We start from the raw sequence: 16226 nt of genomic DNA, 5'->3' as shown, positions 1-16226 counted from the left end.
CTTAGCAGAGAATTAGAGATCGATTCCGGGAACGGAAGGATGTGGATCAGAACACTATAAAACAAGAACCCCCGCACCTTTCGGTACGGGGGTCATGTTCGTTAACGATCCTGGGATCGTAGGTTATTCAGCTTACTTCTGGATCACCACACGTTGTGTGAATACTTCATCACCAGCAGTAACTTTTACCATGTACATACCATCAGCGAGGTCGCCGTTCAGGTCAATGGTCGTGTTGATAAGACCATCCTGGATACCAACAGTACGTGCGATCATACGCTTGCCGCTGAGGTCGAAGATGTCCATGCTCACAGAAGTGATGAATGGATCAGCAACCAGCAGGCTCATGTTCAGCACATCACCGTTATTCGGGTTAGGCCACATGTTCAATGCGGATCCACCGTCCAAAGCAACGTTCTGTTGACCACCAGCTACTGGGTTATTGATGGTAACAAGACACACATTACCTGGAATGCACCAGTTACCTCCTTTGAATGCTTCAACAGTTACGTCATACGTCTGTCCTGCAACCAATGGTGGAGCAACACCAATGGACCAACCCAAGCTCAAGTAGTAGTTATTCGCTACGCGAACGATCGGCGATGCCAACTCAGCATTGTCGAAGGTGAAGCGGTACTGCGTAGCACCAGCTATAGGGCGAGCGTACAAGCGGTTCGCTGTACTGCTCACGAAGTTACGGTTCACACCGCAGCTATAGAACTGTGGGAATCCTGGTACGTCGAACAGCAAGGTTGGAGGGCAAGCGGCCGTAGCTTCATCACGTGTAAAGCGGCAAGCTGGACCATAAGCACCTGCAACACCGTTCACAACAGAACGAATACGTACGTTCATCAACACTCCATCAGGAATGTGGTTCGCAGCCGCCCAGTTATTGACCTTCATATGGCATGTACGGCTAGAACCTACGTTCGCAAAGTTGTCGGACACATTGTGTCGACGTGAACGCACATAGCTGTAACCACCATTCGGGTTGTAGAACCAGAAATCGTATCCGGAGTCCGCACCGGCAGGTCCACCACCGTTCCAGTCAGCAGCAACAGCAGCATCTTCGTTGCAAACAATGTATTCACCGGTTGCCCAGAAGTACTTATCGCAGCTGGAATATAACAGATCCGTAGTACCCATAGGTAAGCAGAATGACCCGCTGGCTTGGCTTGTGGAACCACTGCTGAAGTTGTTCGCGTCGTCGATGATGCGAATATAGTTTCCTTGGGTACGTACAACATATCCACCGGAACTCATACCATTACCACCGCTATCTTTCACGCGGAACTGGTAGCAACCATCAGGTACGCAAGCGAATTCCTCTAGCAATGCTCCAGGAGCAGCCAAAGGACCGCCGCTAGCTATAACATATTGACCAGTAGCGTCCAAGAGATCCCAGGTGGTCTCGAATGGAGAAGCATCGGTCTGGAACTGAATTGAAAGACCGTTATCCGGGCAGGAATTGTTGTTGCTTCCGCAACCTACGAACAGATCGAAATCACCGGTCGCACTGCTATATCCTTGAACAAGGATGTAGTATGTATTAGCGGAAGACCCGGTCCACTCAAGGCGGCTTGAGGCGGTGTTACTAGTACAACTGAAGTTGTCATCATTTCCACCAACACAAACCCATGCTCCGCATGAACCTGAGTAAACGTTGATCCTGGAATCATAGGCTGTAGCACCACAAAGTGTCGCGAACATAGGACCGTCAAAACCAGCAACAGTATACCAAACTCCAGGAGCCGTAAGACCGGTTCCGCAGAATGCGGGTGCAGGTGTTTCTAAAGTAGCACTGGTCGTGGTGCCGGTCACTAGGGTGTTGCAATCAAGTGGTATGGCATTCGCACACGCGTCATTGGCAGGTGGCGGTGGTGGGCACGTGTAAGTGACAGAGGCCAAGCCCGCGTAGTCGCAAGTAGCATTGCTTTCATGTTGTACAACGATATTGTCGATCAGGTCACCATCGACAAAGCCGGTAAGGGTTTCAATGCCGGTAGTGAAAACGGTTACCGGGGTCTGTGGAACGCTGTTCAAGTCATACGCGATCGTTGCGCTTGTTGCAGGTGCCGCTAAAGTCATACCCAAACTGGTCACATTCACGTCGATAGCGAATCCTGTAGGGCAGTTCGGCACAATTGTGCGTGTTGCAGCAGGTGCTACACAAACAGGCGGAGGTACAAAAGTCACATTGAAGTTGAATGCGGCGCTACTGTATCCATTTCCCCACATGATGTAGTAATCCGTTCCTGAAGTGACAGCGAATTCAACTTCTGATTCATACGGGAAACCAGCAAAGTCGTCATTACAAGCCACTTGGGTCAACGAACCACACGTTCCGGTTCCAACAGCGACTTGGCTATCCGTTCCACCGATCCCGTAAGAAGAGACATTAAGACTTCCGTTAGTGGTAGCCGAATAAACGAACCAACGTGCCTTATCCGGTGCACTTGCCATACAATTCTCGAACCCCTCGTAGACGCCATTAATAGCAGCGCTATTGAATGTTCCGCCGGCGCTTACATCAATGGCAGAAGAACAATCCTCACCAGGAGCAGCTGGGCAATCACCCGGGCAGTTAGCGAAATTCTCGCCTCCTTCACAGACCGAATTACCGCAAACTGCACCAGCTGGGATAAAGGTTACGTTGAAATTGAATGGGGTGCTACTGTAATAGTTGCCCCACATAATATAGTAGTCCGTTCCATTCGTAACAGCAAGTTGGACTTCTGATTCATACGGAGATCCAGCAAAGTCTTCACTGCAGGCAACTTGGGTCAGTGAGCCACAAGTACCGGTACCAACCGCGAGTTCACTATCCGTTCCACCGATACCATAGGAAGATACATTAAGATCTCCATCAGCTGTAGCCGAATAAACGAACCAACGCGCAGCAGCTGGCGTACCAGAAAAACAGGTCTCAAAGGCTTCATAGACGCCATTGAATGCACCGCTATTGAATGTTCCACCGGCGCTTACATCAATTGCCGTAGTACAATCCTGACCGGGCGCTGCAGGGCAATCACCAGGGCAGTTAGCGAAATTCTCAGGACCTTCACAGATCGCGTTACCGCAAACCGCAGGAGCACCTGCGTTAAGTACGAGGTCATAACTGGCTACGCAGTCTGGCGCAGGCCATGTCGTTACATAAATGTGTACCGTGGTCGCAGCTGGTACACCAACGGCCGTGAACGACCGGTCTGTGGTTCCACCATTACCTACGAATCCGAGGCAAGTGGCTCCAGCTGAGTTACAAGTGCCGGATATCATGGACAGACCAGAGTAAGTACTGGTAATGTTGGACATCAGCACGGTAATGTCCTCTGCAGTTGCACCTGTAGTATAGGAATACACCATGGCCTCATTAGGAGCAGCGTCCGCATCGTAGGATGCGCTACATGCGTTGTCCGGCAACAATACACCGGACCCACAAGTGGTTTCGCCAATGAGGGGTACACCGTTGGTCAGAACTACCGGAGCATCACATGATCCCGGAATAGGTGGGCAATCACCTGGACAAGTAGCCGTTGTTTCAGCTCCGTTGCAGATCAGATCGCCGCAGAAAGGAGCCGGGCCACAAGTCACACAACGCCACCTCAGCGTGGTATTGGTGCTGTTCGTGAGACAGTTGTAAACGTTTATCTGCACACGGGCAAAACCAGTATAGGTCGCTGTCCAACTGATGTATCCATCGTCGCCGCCTACATCATCACTGTAGCAATACGTGGTAGCACCATCATCGCTGAAGAGGGTCAATTGCGAATCATAAGGGGCATTACCACCTTCATTCGTACGGACTGACCATTCATAGGTCTCGCCACTCGTAACGGCATACCGCCCGTTCTCACCGGCATAGTTATCAGTCGCGACAGTTGAGAATGTAGCGCTTGTAGACATTTGATCAGCACCCGGGTATTGGTTGGCACCATATGTGCACCCACCGACCAAACATTGTTGTGCGGAACCGATCTGTGCTATAAGGAGGCCGCCAATAAGGCCACCTGTTCTTGCCCACCGCGACGTTCGCCGCCACAGTGGATTACTAGAGTTTGTATTCTTCATTCTTTGGGTTTTGGTTGTTTTTTTTAAATGAAACGGACGACAAGGGATATCAACCCTACAAGGAGGACTTAGTAAAATGAACTTCCATGATGCCAATCGAATATCCGATGGCGCGTAAGGTGTGCTAATAGAAGCTGAACGATGATCCAAGGGAGCTTGGTTTTGAGTTGGCACTAATTTTATTCGTCATGCTATTTTGCCCTGTTCGGAATTGAAACTAGCAGTAATAGCGGCGCAATGTATAGGATCCAAGCTATCAATCCAAGGAATGTGCATAAAAAGTGTTGGTAATGCTTTCCTACAGCGCCAAGCTCATTTTCGGTAGACGAGCGATTTGTTCGAGGGTTGCCTCTTTTTTGAAAATTTTCTTGGATCAAATTGCGAAATCGTATCGTACTTCGCATGGGTGAAGAATAAAATTGACTAATTGAATACCTGGATCGAACATGGGAAGAACCGGAGAATTACCGTTGATCAATCTTCAAGAACAAGTAGATGAATGGATCACCAACCATGGTGTACGGTACTTCAACGAACTCACCAACATGGCCATGCTTACGGAAGAGGTAGGGGAGGTTGCTCGCATCATGGCACGTCGTTATGGCGAGCAAAGCGAAAAGGACAGTGACAGGGATAAGGATCTGGGTTCGGAGTTGGCCGATGTACTCTTTGTCGTTTTGTGTTTGGCCAATCAGACCAACACTGACCTACAACAGGCGTGGACCCAACGCATGGAGGAAAAGACCAAGCGGGATAAGGATCGGCATAGGAACAACCCGAAATTGCGGTGATCAACGCATGGCACGGTATTGGTCCATACAAGCCGCTCAACTTATCTTTCCCGCCAACTTCGGATCTTGATCATGACGATAACATACCAGCGCTCTTCATTCATACTTTGTTCATTGCTCATAGGTGCGTCGTGTTTCGCACAAGCGGGGAAACTGAAGGTCAAAGCAACCTTGGCCCCCGATGCTGGGAACATTGATAAGCGGCCGATCGGGACCATTATCGATCTGAATGACAGGTCACTTTTTGTAACGCGTGTCGATGAGCAAGGGACCGGTATCCTGCGCTATGCCGACGGTATTCCCCAATTCGAACTATATGACCGTGCGAAATTGGGCATAATTCGAACGCAGACGCCGCAACCGCGTTTCGGGTCGGATCCATTATTTTTTGAGACCGTTGTGTTGTTGGGAGCGGATCCGGTCATGATCGCTTCGCGCCGCGATACGGTCCTTGGGATTACGCAGTTGTATTGGCAGAAGACCGATCCGAATATGACCGCCGGACATCGACCACTTGAGCTGTTGTGTGCTTTTGATACAAAGACATATGGCGATGGCACGAAGCTGAAGAGCGATGAAGGGTATCATGACCCTTTCCATGCCATCTACTCACCTGATCGCAACAAGGTATTGATCTACAGCACTGCTGTGAAAAGTGTAAAGGGCGAAACATACTGTCCCATGGTCATGGTGGATAAGAACATGAAAGTGGTCTGGAAGCAGACCTTGGAACTGCCTGAGGGAGCCCGCTTTCAGGACCTGCATGTGGATGTGCTGGGCAATGCGCTTTTCACGGAGCGCAACGTAAAGCCAGTAACGGATATGAAGAAAGACACTACGAGTTACACCTTGGTCATGCACCGGGTGAATGGTGATGGCGTTGTGGATGTGGACCTCGGTCTTGGAAAAGCGCGGTTCGCCAAGAACATTGTTTACCGTTCAATGCCGGATTCCACTGTTTTAATAGCGGGTATTTATTCAGGTACTACGCCCAAGGAAGAACCCACTTTAGGAGAGTTCATTGGTAAATGGTCTCCGGTAACATCCAAGTTTGAAAAGGTCCATACGGAGACACTTGCATTGGACCCGGTCGACCGCGCTCCTACGAACAACGCAATTCGGATCATTGACATTCTGCCACGTTCGGATGGTGGATATTTTCTCGTGCGTGAATATTTCCAGGAGACCGATGCGATCGATTCCAAAACAGCCATGGCCGGTCTTCGATGGATCCATGGTCCGTTGGTTGTTTCCTGTTTGGATGCTGAGGGTGGAGAGACGTGGAAACAGACATTCCGAAGATTGCTCTACACAACGGATAAAGCCATTGGCAACGTTTTCAGTGCAGTGTATAAGGACCAGCTTGTCCTGATGTTGATCGATAACGACGAACAAGCGGAGAAACGAAAAGCCGGAGATAATAAGCTCAACTACTTGAATGTTAAGTCGCCATTCTCGACCACGGTCGTATTCGATGAAACCGGGGAATTCAAAGCCAAGGCAATAATGCGCAGCTCGGGTGCGAATGATTTCATTGTTGGTCGACACATGTACCAGTTCGGTCCACAGGAATACTATTTGTCCGGCTCGCACAGGATGAACGGAGACCGGACTTTACCGATCCGCGTGGACCTCACGATGGATTGATCTGTTCATGAACAAGCAATGGAAGAATGAATGCGATGATCTTCGCCGTAGCTCCTACGTTGTTCTGCACATAGGTGCTGGCAATAGCTGACGCTGCCTGCAATTCTTTCGGGTCACCGTTCAACCGCTCCAGGACCTTCTGAAGCTCTGCCGAAGTGCGCACCTCGAATCCGGCACCGGCTTCGACCAAGGCTTCGGCCTCTACGAATTTTCTGTGGTTCGGGCCGAAGATCACAGGCTTTCCCCAAGCGACGGCCTCCAACACACTGTGAATACCATCGCCAAAACCACCGCCGATGTATACGATGTCAGCATAAGCGTATAGGCGAGCAAGCAATCCCATTCGATCAACCAATAAGGTGCCGGATCTTTCCTTACCGAGAATTTCAGTAACGCTCTGTATCGGCGAGTCTTCCAGTTCGCTCCAGCGCACCAAGGGCTTTGGGGATCTGGTTTCGATCTGTTTCAAATGGGTCTCTGAAAGTTCATGCGGGACCACCACAAGTTTGTTCTTCCCAATTGCGGCAACGATCAATTCTTCATCCGCAGGCCACGTACTTCCGCAGACCAAGAGCGGTTGGTCACCCTTCCATGCCTTCGCAACAGCGAGGCCAGGATCATTCGCTGCAATTTCTGCAACGCGATCGAAGCGCGTATCTCCGGCGACCGTCACATTGGTCTTCCCAAGTGATGCGAGCAGTGATCTGCTTTTTTCGTCCTGCACGAAGAGATGAGAAAAGGTGCTGAGCATCGCACGGTGCGTGTTCCCATACCAGTTGAAGAATGGTTGGTCATTGCGGAACGTGCCGGAGATCAGGAACAATGGCACGTTGTGATGATGAAGCGTCTTTAAATGATGGTACCAGAATTCGTACTTAACGAATAACGCGATCCGTGGTTTGATCATCGCATACAGCCGCTCTGCATTGGTGCGGCCATCGGGTGGGAGGAATTCCACGTGGTCGGCTATCGGATGGTTTTTGCGGGCTTCGTATCCACTCGGACTGAAGAAGGTTACCACTATTGGAACATCGGGATGAACCTTTTTGATCGCTTCCAATACTGGAAGGCCCTGTTCGAATTCTCCGACACTTGCAGCGTGCATCCATATGCAACCGTTCACTTTTTTCGAAACTGAGGCAAGTTGATCCCAAGTTCCTTTCCGGCCGTGTACCCATTGCTTTGCTTTGGGAACGAATGGTGCAGCAAGCTTGATGCCCAAATGATAGCACCGCGTACCTAGATCATAGAGCAATGGCATGATCCATGATCAATAATAATGATAGCGGTCATCTGTACGTTTATAGATCGGAAGGCTCCAGCCTACGCGAAGACCGGTCAGGCCGTCGTTCCGCGTTCCTGTTTCTGCTCGTTCCGTATCGAAATTAAAAGCTCTGAGTGGCTCCGTAAATGCGGCAATGACCTCGAAGCCGATCATGAAATTGATGAACCGCCGATTGCCGAAATGCTGATAACCGACCATCAGTGATCCCATCGGGCCAGCGGCGAGGCGGTCATAGCCTTCCAAGTATTCACCTTCCAATTGTGGTACAACGTTCTTTTGGGTCTGTACACGGATCTTGTGCCGGAGGTAGCCAACACCGAATTTCAGGATCATTCCGGAATTCGGGTTCGGTCCCACGACCGGTATGATCTTGCCGATGATCCCCATCGCCGTCCATCCGCGTTCGTAAATGAGTACATCGGCCTGCACACCATCGGCATCGACGATCTGTCCTTCGCTGTTTATCACATTGCGCAGTAATCCGGACTCAACCACCTTATTTCCGAATAGGAACGAACCTTCGGCACCGAAGAAATAATTCCGCTTGTTCTTATAGAACGCATTGATACCGATGTTGCTGTTATTCCCGAAACGGAGCGCCATGTCTCCGCTTGGGATCTGGTAAGCATAACTGGCGGTAACTGAAGTCAGGGCAATGGTCGTATCCCGAATATCGCGCTGGGCAAATGAAGCTGAGGCGAAAAACAGGAATAGCGTGAAAAGAATTGGTCGTGTGATACGCATAGGACCGCGAAGTTAAACGCAGTTCGTGCAACCGTCCGATCAGGCGTATTGGATAACTATCTTCGCCGCGCCGAAATGGTTCGGTCATCGCGAAGCACATTGATGAAGCCAATACAAATGGTCGATCTGGTCGGCCAATACGAGAAGATCAAGCCCGAAGTGGATGCCGCCGTTCAGCGGATCATGGGCAGTGCCGCGTTCATTGGAGGGCCCGAAGTAAAAGCGTTCGAGAACGAGTTATCGGAATTCATCGGGGTTAAGAACACCATTGCATGCGCGAATGGGACCGATGCATTGCAGATCGCAATGATGGCGTTGGGGCTGGAGCGTGGCGATGAAGTAATAACCGCCTCGTTCACGTTCGTGGCAACTGTCGAAGTGGTTGCCTTGCTTGGGATAACTCCTGTTTTCGCGGACGTGCTTCCTGGGACATTCAATCTGGATCCTGCGGATGTGGAACGTAAGATCACTCCGCGTACCAAGGCCATTATCCCCGTTCACTTATTTGGCCAAACAGCGGATATGGATGCGATCATGGCCATTGCGGAAATGCACGGATTATTCGTGATCGAGGACAACGCTCAGGCGATCGGTGCTGTGTATACACGCAAGGATGGAACGCAACGGAAGAGCGGTTCAATAGGTCATATTGCGAGCACTAGTTTCTTTCCGAGCAAGAATCTGGGGTGTTATGGGGACGGCGGTGCGTTGTTCACCAACGATGATGAACTCGCAAAGAAAGTCCGACGCATCTGCAATCATGGAAGTGATACTCGGTACTACCATGAAGTGGTTGGAGTGAATAGCCGGTTGGATGCCATACAAGCGGCGATATTGCGGATCAAGTTGAAGCATTTATCCGAGTACGATGCTGCGCGGAATGCGGCGGCAACATTCTATGACAATGCGTTCAAGGACCTGAAAGATATTTCGATCCCGGAACGCAGCCCGAACAGCACGCATGTATTCCATCAATACACGCTGAAAGTGACCGGAGGGCATCGGGATGGTCTAAAGAAACACTTGGAAGACAGGGGGATACCGGCAATGATCTACTATCCTGTACCCTGTCACCTACAATCTGCGTATAAGACCGCTCAGTTTCCGGAAGGTAGTCTTCCAATAACCGAGAAATTAACACTGGAAGTGCTCTCGCTCCCCATGAGTACAGAGCTGGAGAATGATCAACTTACACATATCACCAACGCGGTGAAAAGCTTTTTTCAATAACTCGCACTAAGGGTCGGACAGCGTTCGGTCAGGATCAGTACACCATGAACATCGCAGTAGTAGGAACAGGATATGTCGGCCTTGTAACAGGCACATGCTTCGCAGAAACAGGTAACCACGTTATCTGCGTGGATATTGATAAGGAAAAGGTCCAGAAGATGAAGGATGGGAAAGTGCCCATCTATGAACCGCATCTGGATGTTCTTTTTGAACGGAATATCCGTCAAGGTCGCTTGTTGTTCACAACGGATCTGAAGAGCGCGATCGATAAAGCGCAGATCATCTTCTTGGCATTGCCAACGCCTCCTGGAGAGGATGGTAGTGCAGACCTGAAGTATGTATTGGGAGTAGCCCATGAGCTTGGCAAGATCATGACCGACTATAAGGTGATCGTGGATAAGAGCACGGTACCAGTTGGCACTGCGGAGAAAGTACATGCAGCTGTGGCGAAACACGCCAAAGTAGAATTTGATATCGTGAGTAATCCGGAGTTCTTACGGGAAGGCTTTGCGGTTGATGATTTCTTGAAACCGGATCGTGTGGTGGTGGGGACCAGCAGTGCCCGTGCACAAAAGGTGATGGAGGATCTGTACAAGCCTTTCGTGCGCCAAGGCAATCCGATCATCTTCATGGATGAACGCAGTGCTGAGTTGACGAAATATGCGGCGAATGCATTCCTTGCCACCAAGATCACATTCATGAACGAGATCGCGAATTTCTGCGAGGCCGTTGGTGCGGATGTGGATAAGGTTCGTATCGGCATGGGTACGGATACACGCATCGGAAAGCGCTTCTTATTCCCAGGGATAGGGTATGGTGGTTCATGCTTCCCGAAAGATGTTCAGGCGTTGGCCAAAAGTGGCAGTGACGCAGGCTATGATTTCCGCATCATCAATAGCGTAATGGAAGTGAATGAGCGCCAGAAGACCACCCTGACGGATAAGATCAAGAAGCATTACGGAGCGTCCATCAAAGGCAAGCATTTTGCAATGTGGGGCTTAGCATTCAAGCCGGATACCGATGATATTCGTGAGGCACCGGCATTGTATATGATCGATGCACTGGTCGAAGCTGGAGCTACGGTCACTGCGTTCGATCCAGAGGCAATGCCGAATGTGGAAAAGGTGAAAGGTGATACCATGAAATTCGCAGACGATGAATACAAGGCACTTGAAGGTGCTGATGCACTCATCATTGCCACCGAATGGGCACTCTTCCGCACCCCGGATTTTGAGCGGGTCGCCAAGCTCTTGAAAGAGAAAGTCGTATTCGACGGACGTAACTTATACGACCTTGAAGAGATGGAAAAGGTCGGTTTCAAATACGTTAGTGTAGGTCGTACAACGGTTAACGCGTAAGCCAAAGATCTCCCATGGCAAAAAAGAAAATTGCGGTGAAGACCGTATCGAGGACCACTGGCTCGGCAAAGCCGAAGTCAAAAATGGCTATCTCGAAAAAGTCTACGGTGTTAAAGCCTGTGGCTAAAAAAGCGGTAGCAAAGAAAGCCGCTGTGAAGAAGGCAGCACCGGCAAAGGGTAAATTGAGGATCGTGAAACCGGTCACAAAGGATCGTGTGCTTATTACAGGTGCCGCCGGTTTCCTGGGTTCGCATTTATGCGATCGCTTTTTGAAGGAAGGGTACCACGTAATTGCTATGGACAACCTGATCACAGGTTCCTTGAAAAATATTGAACACCTGTTCCATCGTGAGGACTTCGAATTCTATCATCATGATGTGAGCAAGTTCGTCCATGTTCCTGGTGATCTGAAATACATCCTCCATTTCGCATCGCCGGCTTCTCCGATCGATTATGAGAAGATCCCCATTCAGACCTTGAAAGTTGGATCATTGGGAACGCATAACCTATTGGGACTTGCTTTGGCGAAAGGCGCGCGTATCCTCGTTGCCAGCACCAGTGAGGTGTATGGCGATCCACAAGTTCATCCGCAAAGCGAAAGTTATTGGGGTCATGTGAACCCAGTTGGAAAACGGAGCATGTATGATGAAGCCAAGCGCTTTCAGGAGGCGCTTACAATGAGCTATCATCATTATCATGGGCTGGAGACGCGGATGGTCCGCATATTCAATACATACGGCCCACGCATGCGGTTGAACGACGGGCGCGTTGTGCCTGCATTCATGGGCCAAGCATTGCGCGGTGAAGACCTTACTATCTTCGGAAAAGGGAATCAGACCCGCAGTTTTTGTTACGTGGATGACCTGATCGAAGGGATCTACAGATTGCTTTTAAGCGATCATGCGGGTCCGGTAAATATTGGAAATCCGAAAGAGATCACCATCAAACAATTCGCGCAGGAGATCCTGAAGCTTACCGGTACCAAGCAGAAGTTGATCTACAAGCCGTTACCAAGTGATGATCCAATGCAACGCCAGCCGGATATCACGTTGGCCAAGAAATTACTTGGCTGGTCCGCGAAGGTCGACCGTGCAGAAGGTATGAAGCGAACGTTCGCGTATTTCAAGTCCCTTTCACAAGCTGAGCTTAACGAAAAGGAGCATTTCAATTTCGAGAAGTATTCCCGGAAGAAGTGAACGGGCAACCTCCTATACCAGAAGGGTTGACCACCATTCGGCTTGCAGGCGTGCCTGAGCCGTTCAACTTGCCGTGGATCCTGGCGTTGGAAAGACGTGCGTTCGTTCGGGCCAAGATCGATGTGAAGTGGCAGACGGTTCCTCAGGGCACTGGGGAAATGTGCAAAATGCTACATGAAGACCAGGTGGATATGGCCGTGCTGGTAACAGAAGGAGCGGTAAGGGACATTCTATTGGGAAGTCCTACACGGATAGTAACCACCTTGGTGGATTCTCCACTGACCTGGGGGGTTCATGTTGGCAGTGGTACCACGGTCTCGGATCTGAAGCAAATGCCGTTCGCCATTAGCCGCTTTAACAGTGGCAGCCATTTGATGGCAACCGTGTATGCGAAGAAGAACGGTCGGACGCTTACCGAAAAGGACTTCATCATTGTGAATGATCTTGCTGGTGCTGTTGAGCGATTGAAGTCAAAAGAACCAGCCCTATTTTTATGGGAGAAGGCCATGACCGCGAGTTATGTGCACAAGGGGTTATTCAACCGGGTTGATGAAATAACTCCCGATTGGCCGGCATTCGTGGTTGTGGCCCGAGAAGGATTCCTAAAGGATAATTCAGATGCGGTCGCTCGGTTAATGCGCGTTTTCCGCGATCAAGCCAAGGGTTTTCAAGAAAAAAAGAATGCTGCTGACATCATTGCTTCACGTTATGGGATGACACCCGATAATGCCGCGGAATGGAACCGTACGTTGAAATGGAACTTGGATGGGGCAGTGGATGTGAATGCGCTCCACGGGATCGCAGATTCCCTGCATCAAGCAGGAATACTCGACGAAAAGCCAACTGAGGAGGCTGTCGTAAGATGCGTGGCACCTTTGGCTATGTTGAAGTAGAGCAGTAATAGTTCGTTTGAGGCCAGCCTTCAGTACATTCGCGATCCTTCCGTCCTCCATGGTCGGGTCAATTGCTCGAATGTCCTTTTCCGCACATCCCACCGCTGTTATCGATGAGGGCTGCACCATTGGTGAGGGCACGCGTATTTGGCATTTCACCCACATCATGCCCTTATGTGTTATTGGTGAGAACTGCAATATCGGGCAGAACGTTGTTATTAGCCCTGATGTGGTTCTGGGTAACAACGTAAAGGTGCAGAACAACGTGAGCATTTATACCGGCGTGATCTGTGAGGACGACGTGTTCTTGGGACCGTCGATGGTCTTTACCAATGTGATCAATCCACGGAGCGCCGTTGCGCGTAAGGATCAGTATCTTCGCACGTTCGTGAGAAAGGGAGCGACCATAGGAGCCAATGCTACGATCGTTTGTGGCAATGAGATCGGTGCGTATGCGTTCATTGGTGCCGGGGCTGTGGTAACCAAGCCAGTACAAGCCTATGCGCTTGTTATGGGCAATCCAGCCAAACGGACTGGTTGGATGAGCGAATTCGGTCATAAGCTCGAATTCGACTCGGAAGGCTTAGCCAAATGTCCAGAAAGTGGTGATCAATACAGCTTGCGAAATGGCGCCGTGAAAAAGATCGGATCATGATCCTGCTTCGGACCAACATATCGAGCAACACATGACCGCGGATCACAAAGTGAAGTTCGCGATCGTTGGCTATGGCCATATCGGAAAGCGCCATGCAGAAATGGTTACCGCACATACGGAAACAGAACTTGTGGCTGTGACCGATATACTTACGAAGGCTGAGTTAGGTGCCATTGCGCATGATGTCCCATTCCATACGGATATGGTTGAAATGCTGGCGGCGCATCCCGGGATCGATGTTGTGATCATCTGCACGCCGAACGGGCTACACGCTGAGCAATGCATTTTGGCGCTGGAGCATCGAATGCATGTGGTCTGCGAGAAGCCGCTTGCATTGAGCAAAGCAGCTTGCGAAGCGGTGATCTATAAAGCATTGCAAGTGCATCGCACCGTGTTCGGTGTAATGCAGAACCGGTATAGCCCACCGAGCCAATGGATCAAAGGGGTACTGGATAAAGACCTCTTGGGTGCGATCCACATGGTGCAAGTGAATTGCTATTGGAACAGGGACGCACGGTACTATCAAAAGCCATCCTGGAAAGGCACCGCAGTGCTTGACGGCGGTACGCTCTTTACTCAGTTCAGCCACTTCATTGACACGCTGTATTGGTTGTTCGGTGACATCACGGAGATCCAAGGACTTTTCGCGGATTTCATGCACCAGGATCTTACAGCATTTGAGGACAGCGGGCTCGTTCATTTTCGATTTTTGAACGGCGGTATCGGGTGTCTCAATTACAGCACCGCTGTGTGGGATCGGAATATGGAAAGCAGCTTGACCGTAATTGGTTCCAAAGGAAGTGTGAAGATCGGTGGCCAGTACATGGATAAGGTGGAGTATTGCCATATCCAGGATTATGAACTTCCTGAATTGTCGCCGACCAATCCTGCAAATGATTATGGTGTTTACAAAGGCAGCGCTAACAACCACGCTTACATCATAGATAATGTGGTGGATACGCTAAAAGGGCGTAACACCCTTACCACGAATGCGCTGGAGGGGTTGAAAGTAGTTGAGATCATTGAGCGTATTTACAAGAAACGTGATGAGCAACGTATACGATAGATTGGTCCGGAAGGAGGCCAAAATGGCCGTTATTGGACTTGGTTATGTTGGGTTGCCGATCGCATTGGCATTTGCACGTAAAGTGAAGGTCGTCGGTTTCGATATCAACGTGAAGCGTGTTGAACAAATGCAACGCAATGAGGACCCGAGCAACGAATTGGAAGCATCCGATTTCAAAGGTTGTGATATTCATTTCACTGCGGATATCGAGGATCTTCGCGATGTGGAATTCTTCATCGTCGCTGTGCCTACGCCGATCGATCAACAGAATATCCCTGACCTAGGACCATTGTTAGGGGCAACACGAACGGTAGGCCAAGTGTTGAAAAAAGGCGACCATGTCGTTTATGAGAGTACCGTTTACCCAGGTTGTACGGAAGAGGATTGTGTGCCGCTATTGGAACGTCTCAGCAATTTGAAATACATCGAAGATTTCAAAGTGGGCTACTCTCCTGAGCGTATTAATCCAGGCGACAAACAACACACATTGGAGACCATCGTGAAAGTGAGCAGCGGTTGTGATGCGGAAAGTGCGGAGGTCATAGCCAAAGTGTATGAACTTGTTGTTAAGGCCGGTGTTCACAGGGCCAGCAGCATCAAGGTTGCGGAGGCTTCCAAGATCATTGAGAACACGCAGCGGGATGTCAATATTGCACTGACGAATGAGCTCTCTATCATCTTCAATCGTATGGGCATCAATACCTACGATGTGTTGGAAGCGGCAGCTACGAAATGGAATTTTCTACGTTTCCAACCCGGGTTGGTCGGTGGCCATTGCATAGGTGTGGACCCTTATTATTTGGTGTACAAAGCCAAAGAGTTGGGATACCATGCACAGATCATCGATGCAGGTCGGTTCGTGAATGACAGCATGGGAGCGTACGTGGCAAAACAGACCGTGAAGAAAGTGATCGCTGCTGGTGTGAATCCAGCCGATGCCCGGATCCTCGTGATGGGAGCAACGTTCAAAGAGAACGTTACGGATATTCGGAATAGCAAGGTAGCTGATGTGGTCAAAGAGTTGTTGAGTTTCAGCATGCAAGTGGATGTGACCGATCCTTACGCGAACAGTGATCAGGTGAAGCACGAATATGGATACGAACTTTCCAATGGAATGAAAGGGCCATACGATGCTGTGATCGTTGCTGTGAATCATAAGGAATATGCGAACAATGATGAGGCCTGGTTCAAAGCAATTCTGAAACCGAAGGGAATTCTCGTAGATCTGAAAGGGACGTATCGGGATAAGATAAAAGGGCTCACGTATTGGAGTCTCTAAAAAGTCAGTTAGGA

The 16226-nt window shown here is 49.9% G+C and carries 12 protein-coding genes; 9 read left to right on the top strand and 3 right to left on the bottom strand.

The window, feature by feature from the left end; genetic code table 11:
• Positions 1-132: 132 nt before the first annotated feature.
• Positions 133-4068 (bottom strand): T9SS type A sorting domain-containing protein, encoded by a 3936-nt coding sequence (locus tag IPF95_01615; GenBank protein MBK6473391.1) that lies wholly within the window; start codon positions 4066-4068, stop codon positions 133-135.
• A gap of 446 nt (positions 4069-4514) precedes the next feature.
• Here IPF95_01615 and IPF95_01610 point away from each other — a divergent pair, with 446 nt between their 5' ends.
• Positions 4515-4859: a nucleotide pyrophosphohydrolase gene (locus IPF95_01610; GenBank protein ID MBK6473390.1), complete on the top strand. Its 345-nt coding sequence runs from the start codon at positions 4515-4517 to the stop codon at positions 4857-4859.
• A 72-nt stretch (positions 4860-4931) separates the two neighbouring features.
• Positions 4932-6506 carry a hypothetical protein gene (locus IPF95_01605; GenBank protein MBK6473389.1) on the top strand — a complete coding sequence of 525 codons (1575 nt, stop codon included), beginning with the start codon at positions 4932-4934 and terminating at the stop codon, positions 6504-6506.
• On the opposite strand, the gene IPF95_01600 is transcribed toward IPF95_01605, so the two are convergent.
• Positions 6493-7767, bottom strand: a complete 1275-nt coding sequence (locus tag IPF95_01600) for a 3-deoxy-D-manno-octulosonic acid transferase (protein MBK6473388.1) — start codon at positions 7765-7767, stop codon at positions 6493-6495. The genes IPF95_01605 and IPF95_01600 overlap by 14 nt on opposite strands.
• Before the next feature lie 9 nt (positions 7768-7776).
• The gene (locus IPF95_01595; protein MBK6473387.1) at positions 7777-8535 is read right to left on the bottom strand and encodes a hypothetical protein; all 759 of its coding nucleotides are present in this window, start codon (positions 8533-8535) and stop codon (positions 7777-7779) included.
• A 102-nt stretch (positions 8536-8637) separates the two neighbouring features.
• On the opposite strand from IPF95_01595, the gene IPF95_01590 reads away from it, so the two are divergent.
• From IPF95_01590 to IPF95_01560, 7 genes are all read left to right on the top strand, one after another.
• Positions 8638-9765: a DegT/DnrJ/EryC1/StrS family aminotransferase gene (locus tag IPF95_01590; GenBank protein MBK6473386.1), complete on the top strand. Its 1128-nt coding sequence runs from the start codon at positions 8638-8640 to the stop codon at positions 9763-9765.
• Positions 9766-9809: 44 nt separating this feature from the next.
• Positions 9810-11123, top strand: coding sequence for a UDP-glucose/GDP-mannose dehydrogenase family protein (locus IPF95_01585; protein ID MBK6473385.1), 1314 nt, complete (start codon positions 9810-9812; stop codon positions 11121-11123).
• 83 nt (positions 11124-11206) lie between these two features.
• Positions 11207-12319, top strand: a complete 1113-nt coding sequence (locus IPF95_01580) for an SDR family oxidoreductase (GenBank protein MBK6473384.1) — start codon at positions 11207-11209, stop codon at positions 12317-12319.
• Between the two features lie 26 nt (positions 12320-12345).
• Positions 12346-13212, top strand: a complete 867-nt coding sequence (locus tag IPF95_01575; protein ID MBK6473383.1) for an ABC transporter substrate-binding protein — start codon at positions 12346-12348, stop codon at positions 13210-13212.
• A gap of 79 nt (positions 13213-13291) precedes the next feature.
• A complete protein-coding gene (locus IPF95_01570; GenBank protein MBK6473382.1) occupies positions 13292-13867 on the top strand; it encodes an N-acetyltransferase in 576 nt (191 codons plus the stop codon).
• 31 nt (positions 13868-13898) lie between these two features.
• The gene (locus IPF95_01565; GenBank protein ID MBK6473381.1) at positions 13899-14933 is read left to right on the top strand and encodes a Gfo/Idh/MocA family oxidoreductase; all 1035 of its coding nucleotides are present in this window, start codon (positions 13899-13901) and stop codon (positions 14931-14933) included.
• On the top strand, positions 14914-16212 hold the full coding sequence (locus IPF95_01560; protein MBK6473380.1) for a nucleotide sugar dehydrogenase: 1299 nt from the start codon (positions 14914-14916) through the stop codon (positions 16210-16212). Before IPF95_01565 ends, IPF95_01560 begins: the two co-directional genes overlap by 20 nt.
• The last annotated feature ends 14 nt before the right edge of the window (positions 16213-16226 follow it).

The organism is Flavobacteriales bacterium (assembly GCA_016704485.1).
GTDB lineage: Bacteria > Bacteroidota > Bacteroidia > Flavobacteriales_F > PHOS-HE28 > PHOS-HE28.
This window is presented reverse-complemented; position numbering and strand designations above follow the sequence as displayed.

Excerpts from the sequence above, each read along its gene's own strand:
- IPF95_01615 (MBK6473391.1), bottom strand. The coding sequence starts at position 4,068 with ATGAAGAATACAAACTCTAGTAATCCACTGTGGCGGCGAACGTCGCGG.
- IPF95_01610 (MBK6473390.1), top strand. The coding sequence starts at position 4,515 with ATGGGAAGAACCGGAGAATTACCGTTGATCAATCTTCAAGAACAAGTA.
- IPF95_01605 (MBK6473389.1), top strand. The coding sequence starts at position 4,932 with ATGACGATAACATACCAGCGCTCTTCATTCATACTTTGTTCATTGCTC.
- IPF95_01600 (MBK6473388.1), bottom strand. The coding sequence starts at position 7,767 with ATGCCATTGCTCTATGATCTAGGTACGCGGTGCTATCATTTGGGCATC.
- IPF95_01595 (MBK6473387.1), bottom strand. The coding sequence starts at position 8,535 with ATGCGTATCACACGACCAATTCTTTTCACGCTATTCCTGTTTTTCGCC.
- IPF95_01590 (MBK6473386.1), top strand. The coding sequence starts at position 8,638 with ATGAAGCCAATACAAATGGTCGATCTGGTCGGCCAATACGAGAAGATC.
- IPF95_01585 (MBK6473385.1), top strand. The coding sequence starts at position 9,810 with ATGAACATCGCAGTAGTAGGAACAGGATATGTCGGCCTTGTAACAGGC.
- IPF95_01580 (MBK6473384.1), top strand. The coding sequence starts at position 11,207 with ATGGCTATCTCGAAAAAGTCTACGGTGTTAAAGCCTGTGGCTAAAAAA.
- IPF95_01570 (MBK6473382.1), top strand. The coding sequence starts at position 13,292 with ATGTCCTTTTCCGCACATCCCACCGCTGTTATCGATGAGGGCTGCACC.
- IPF95_01565 (MBK6473381.1), top strand. The coding sequence starts at position 13,899 with ATGACCGCGGATCACAAAGTGAAGTTCGCGATCGTTGGCTATGGCCAT.
- IPF95_01560 (MBK6473380.1), top strand. The coding sequence starts at position 14,914 with ATGAGCAACGTATACGATAGATTGGTCCGGAAGGAGGCCAAAATGGCC.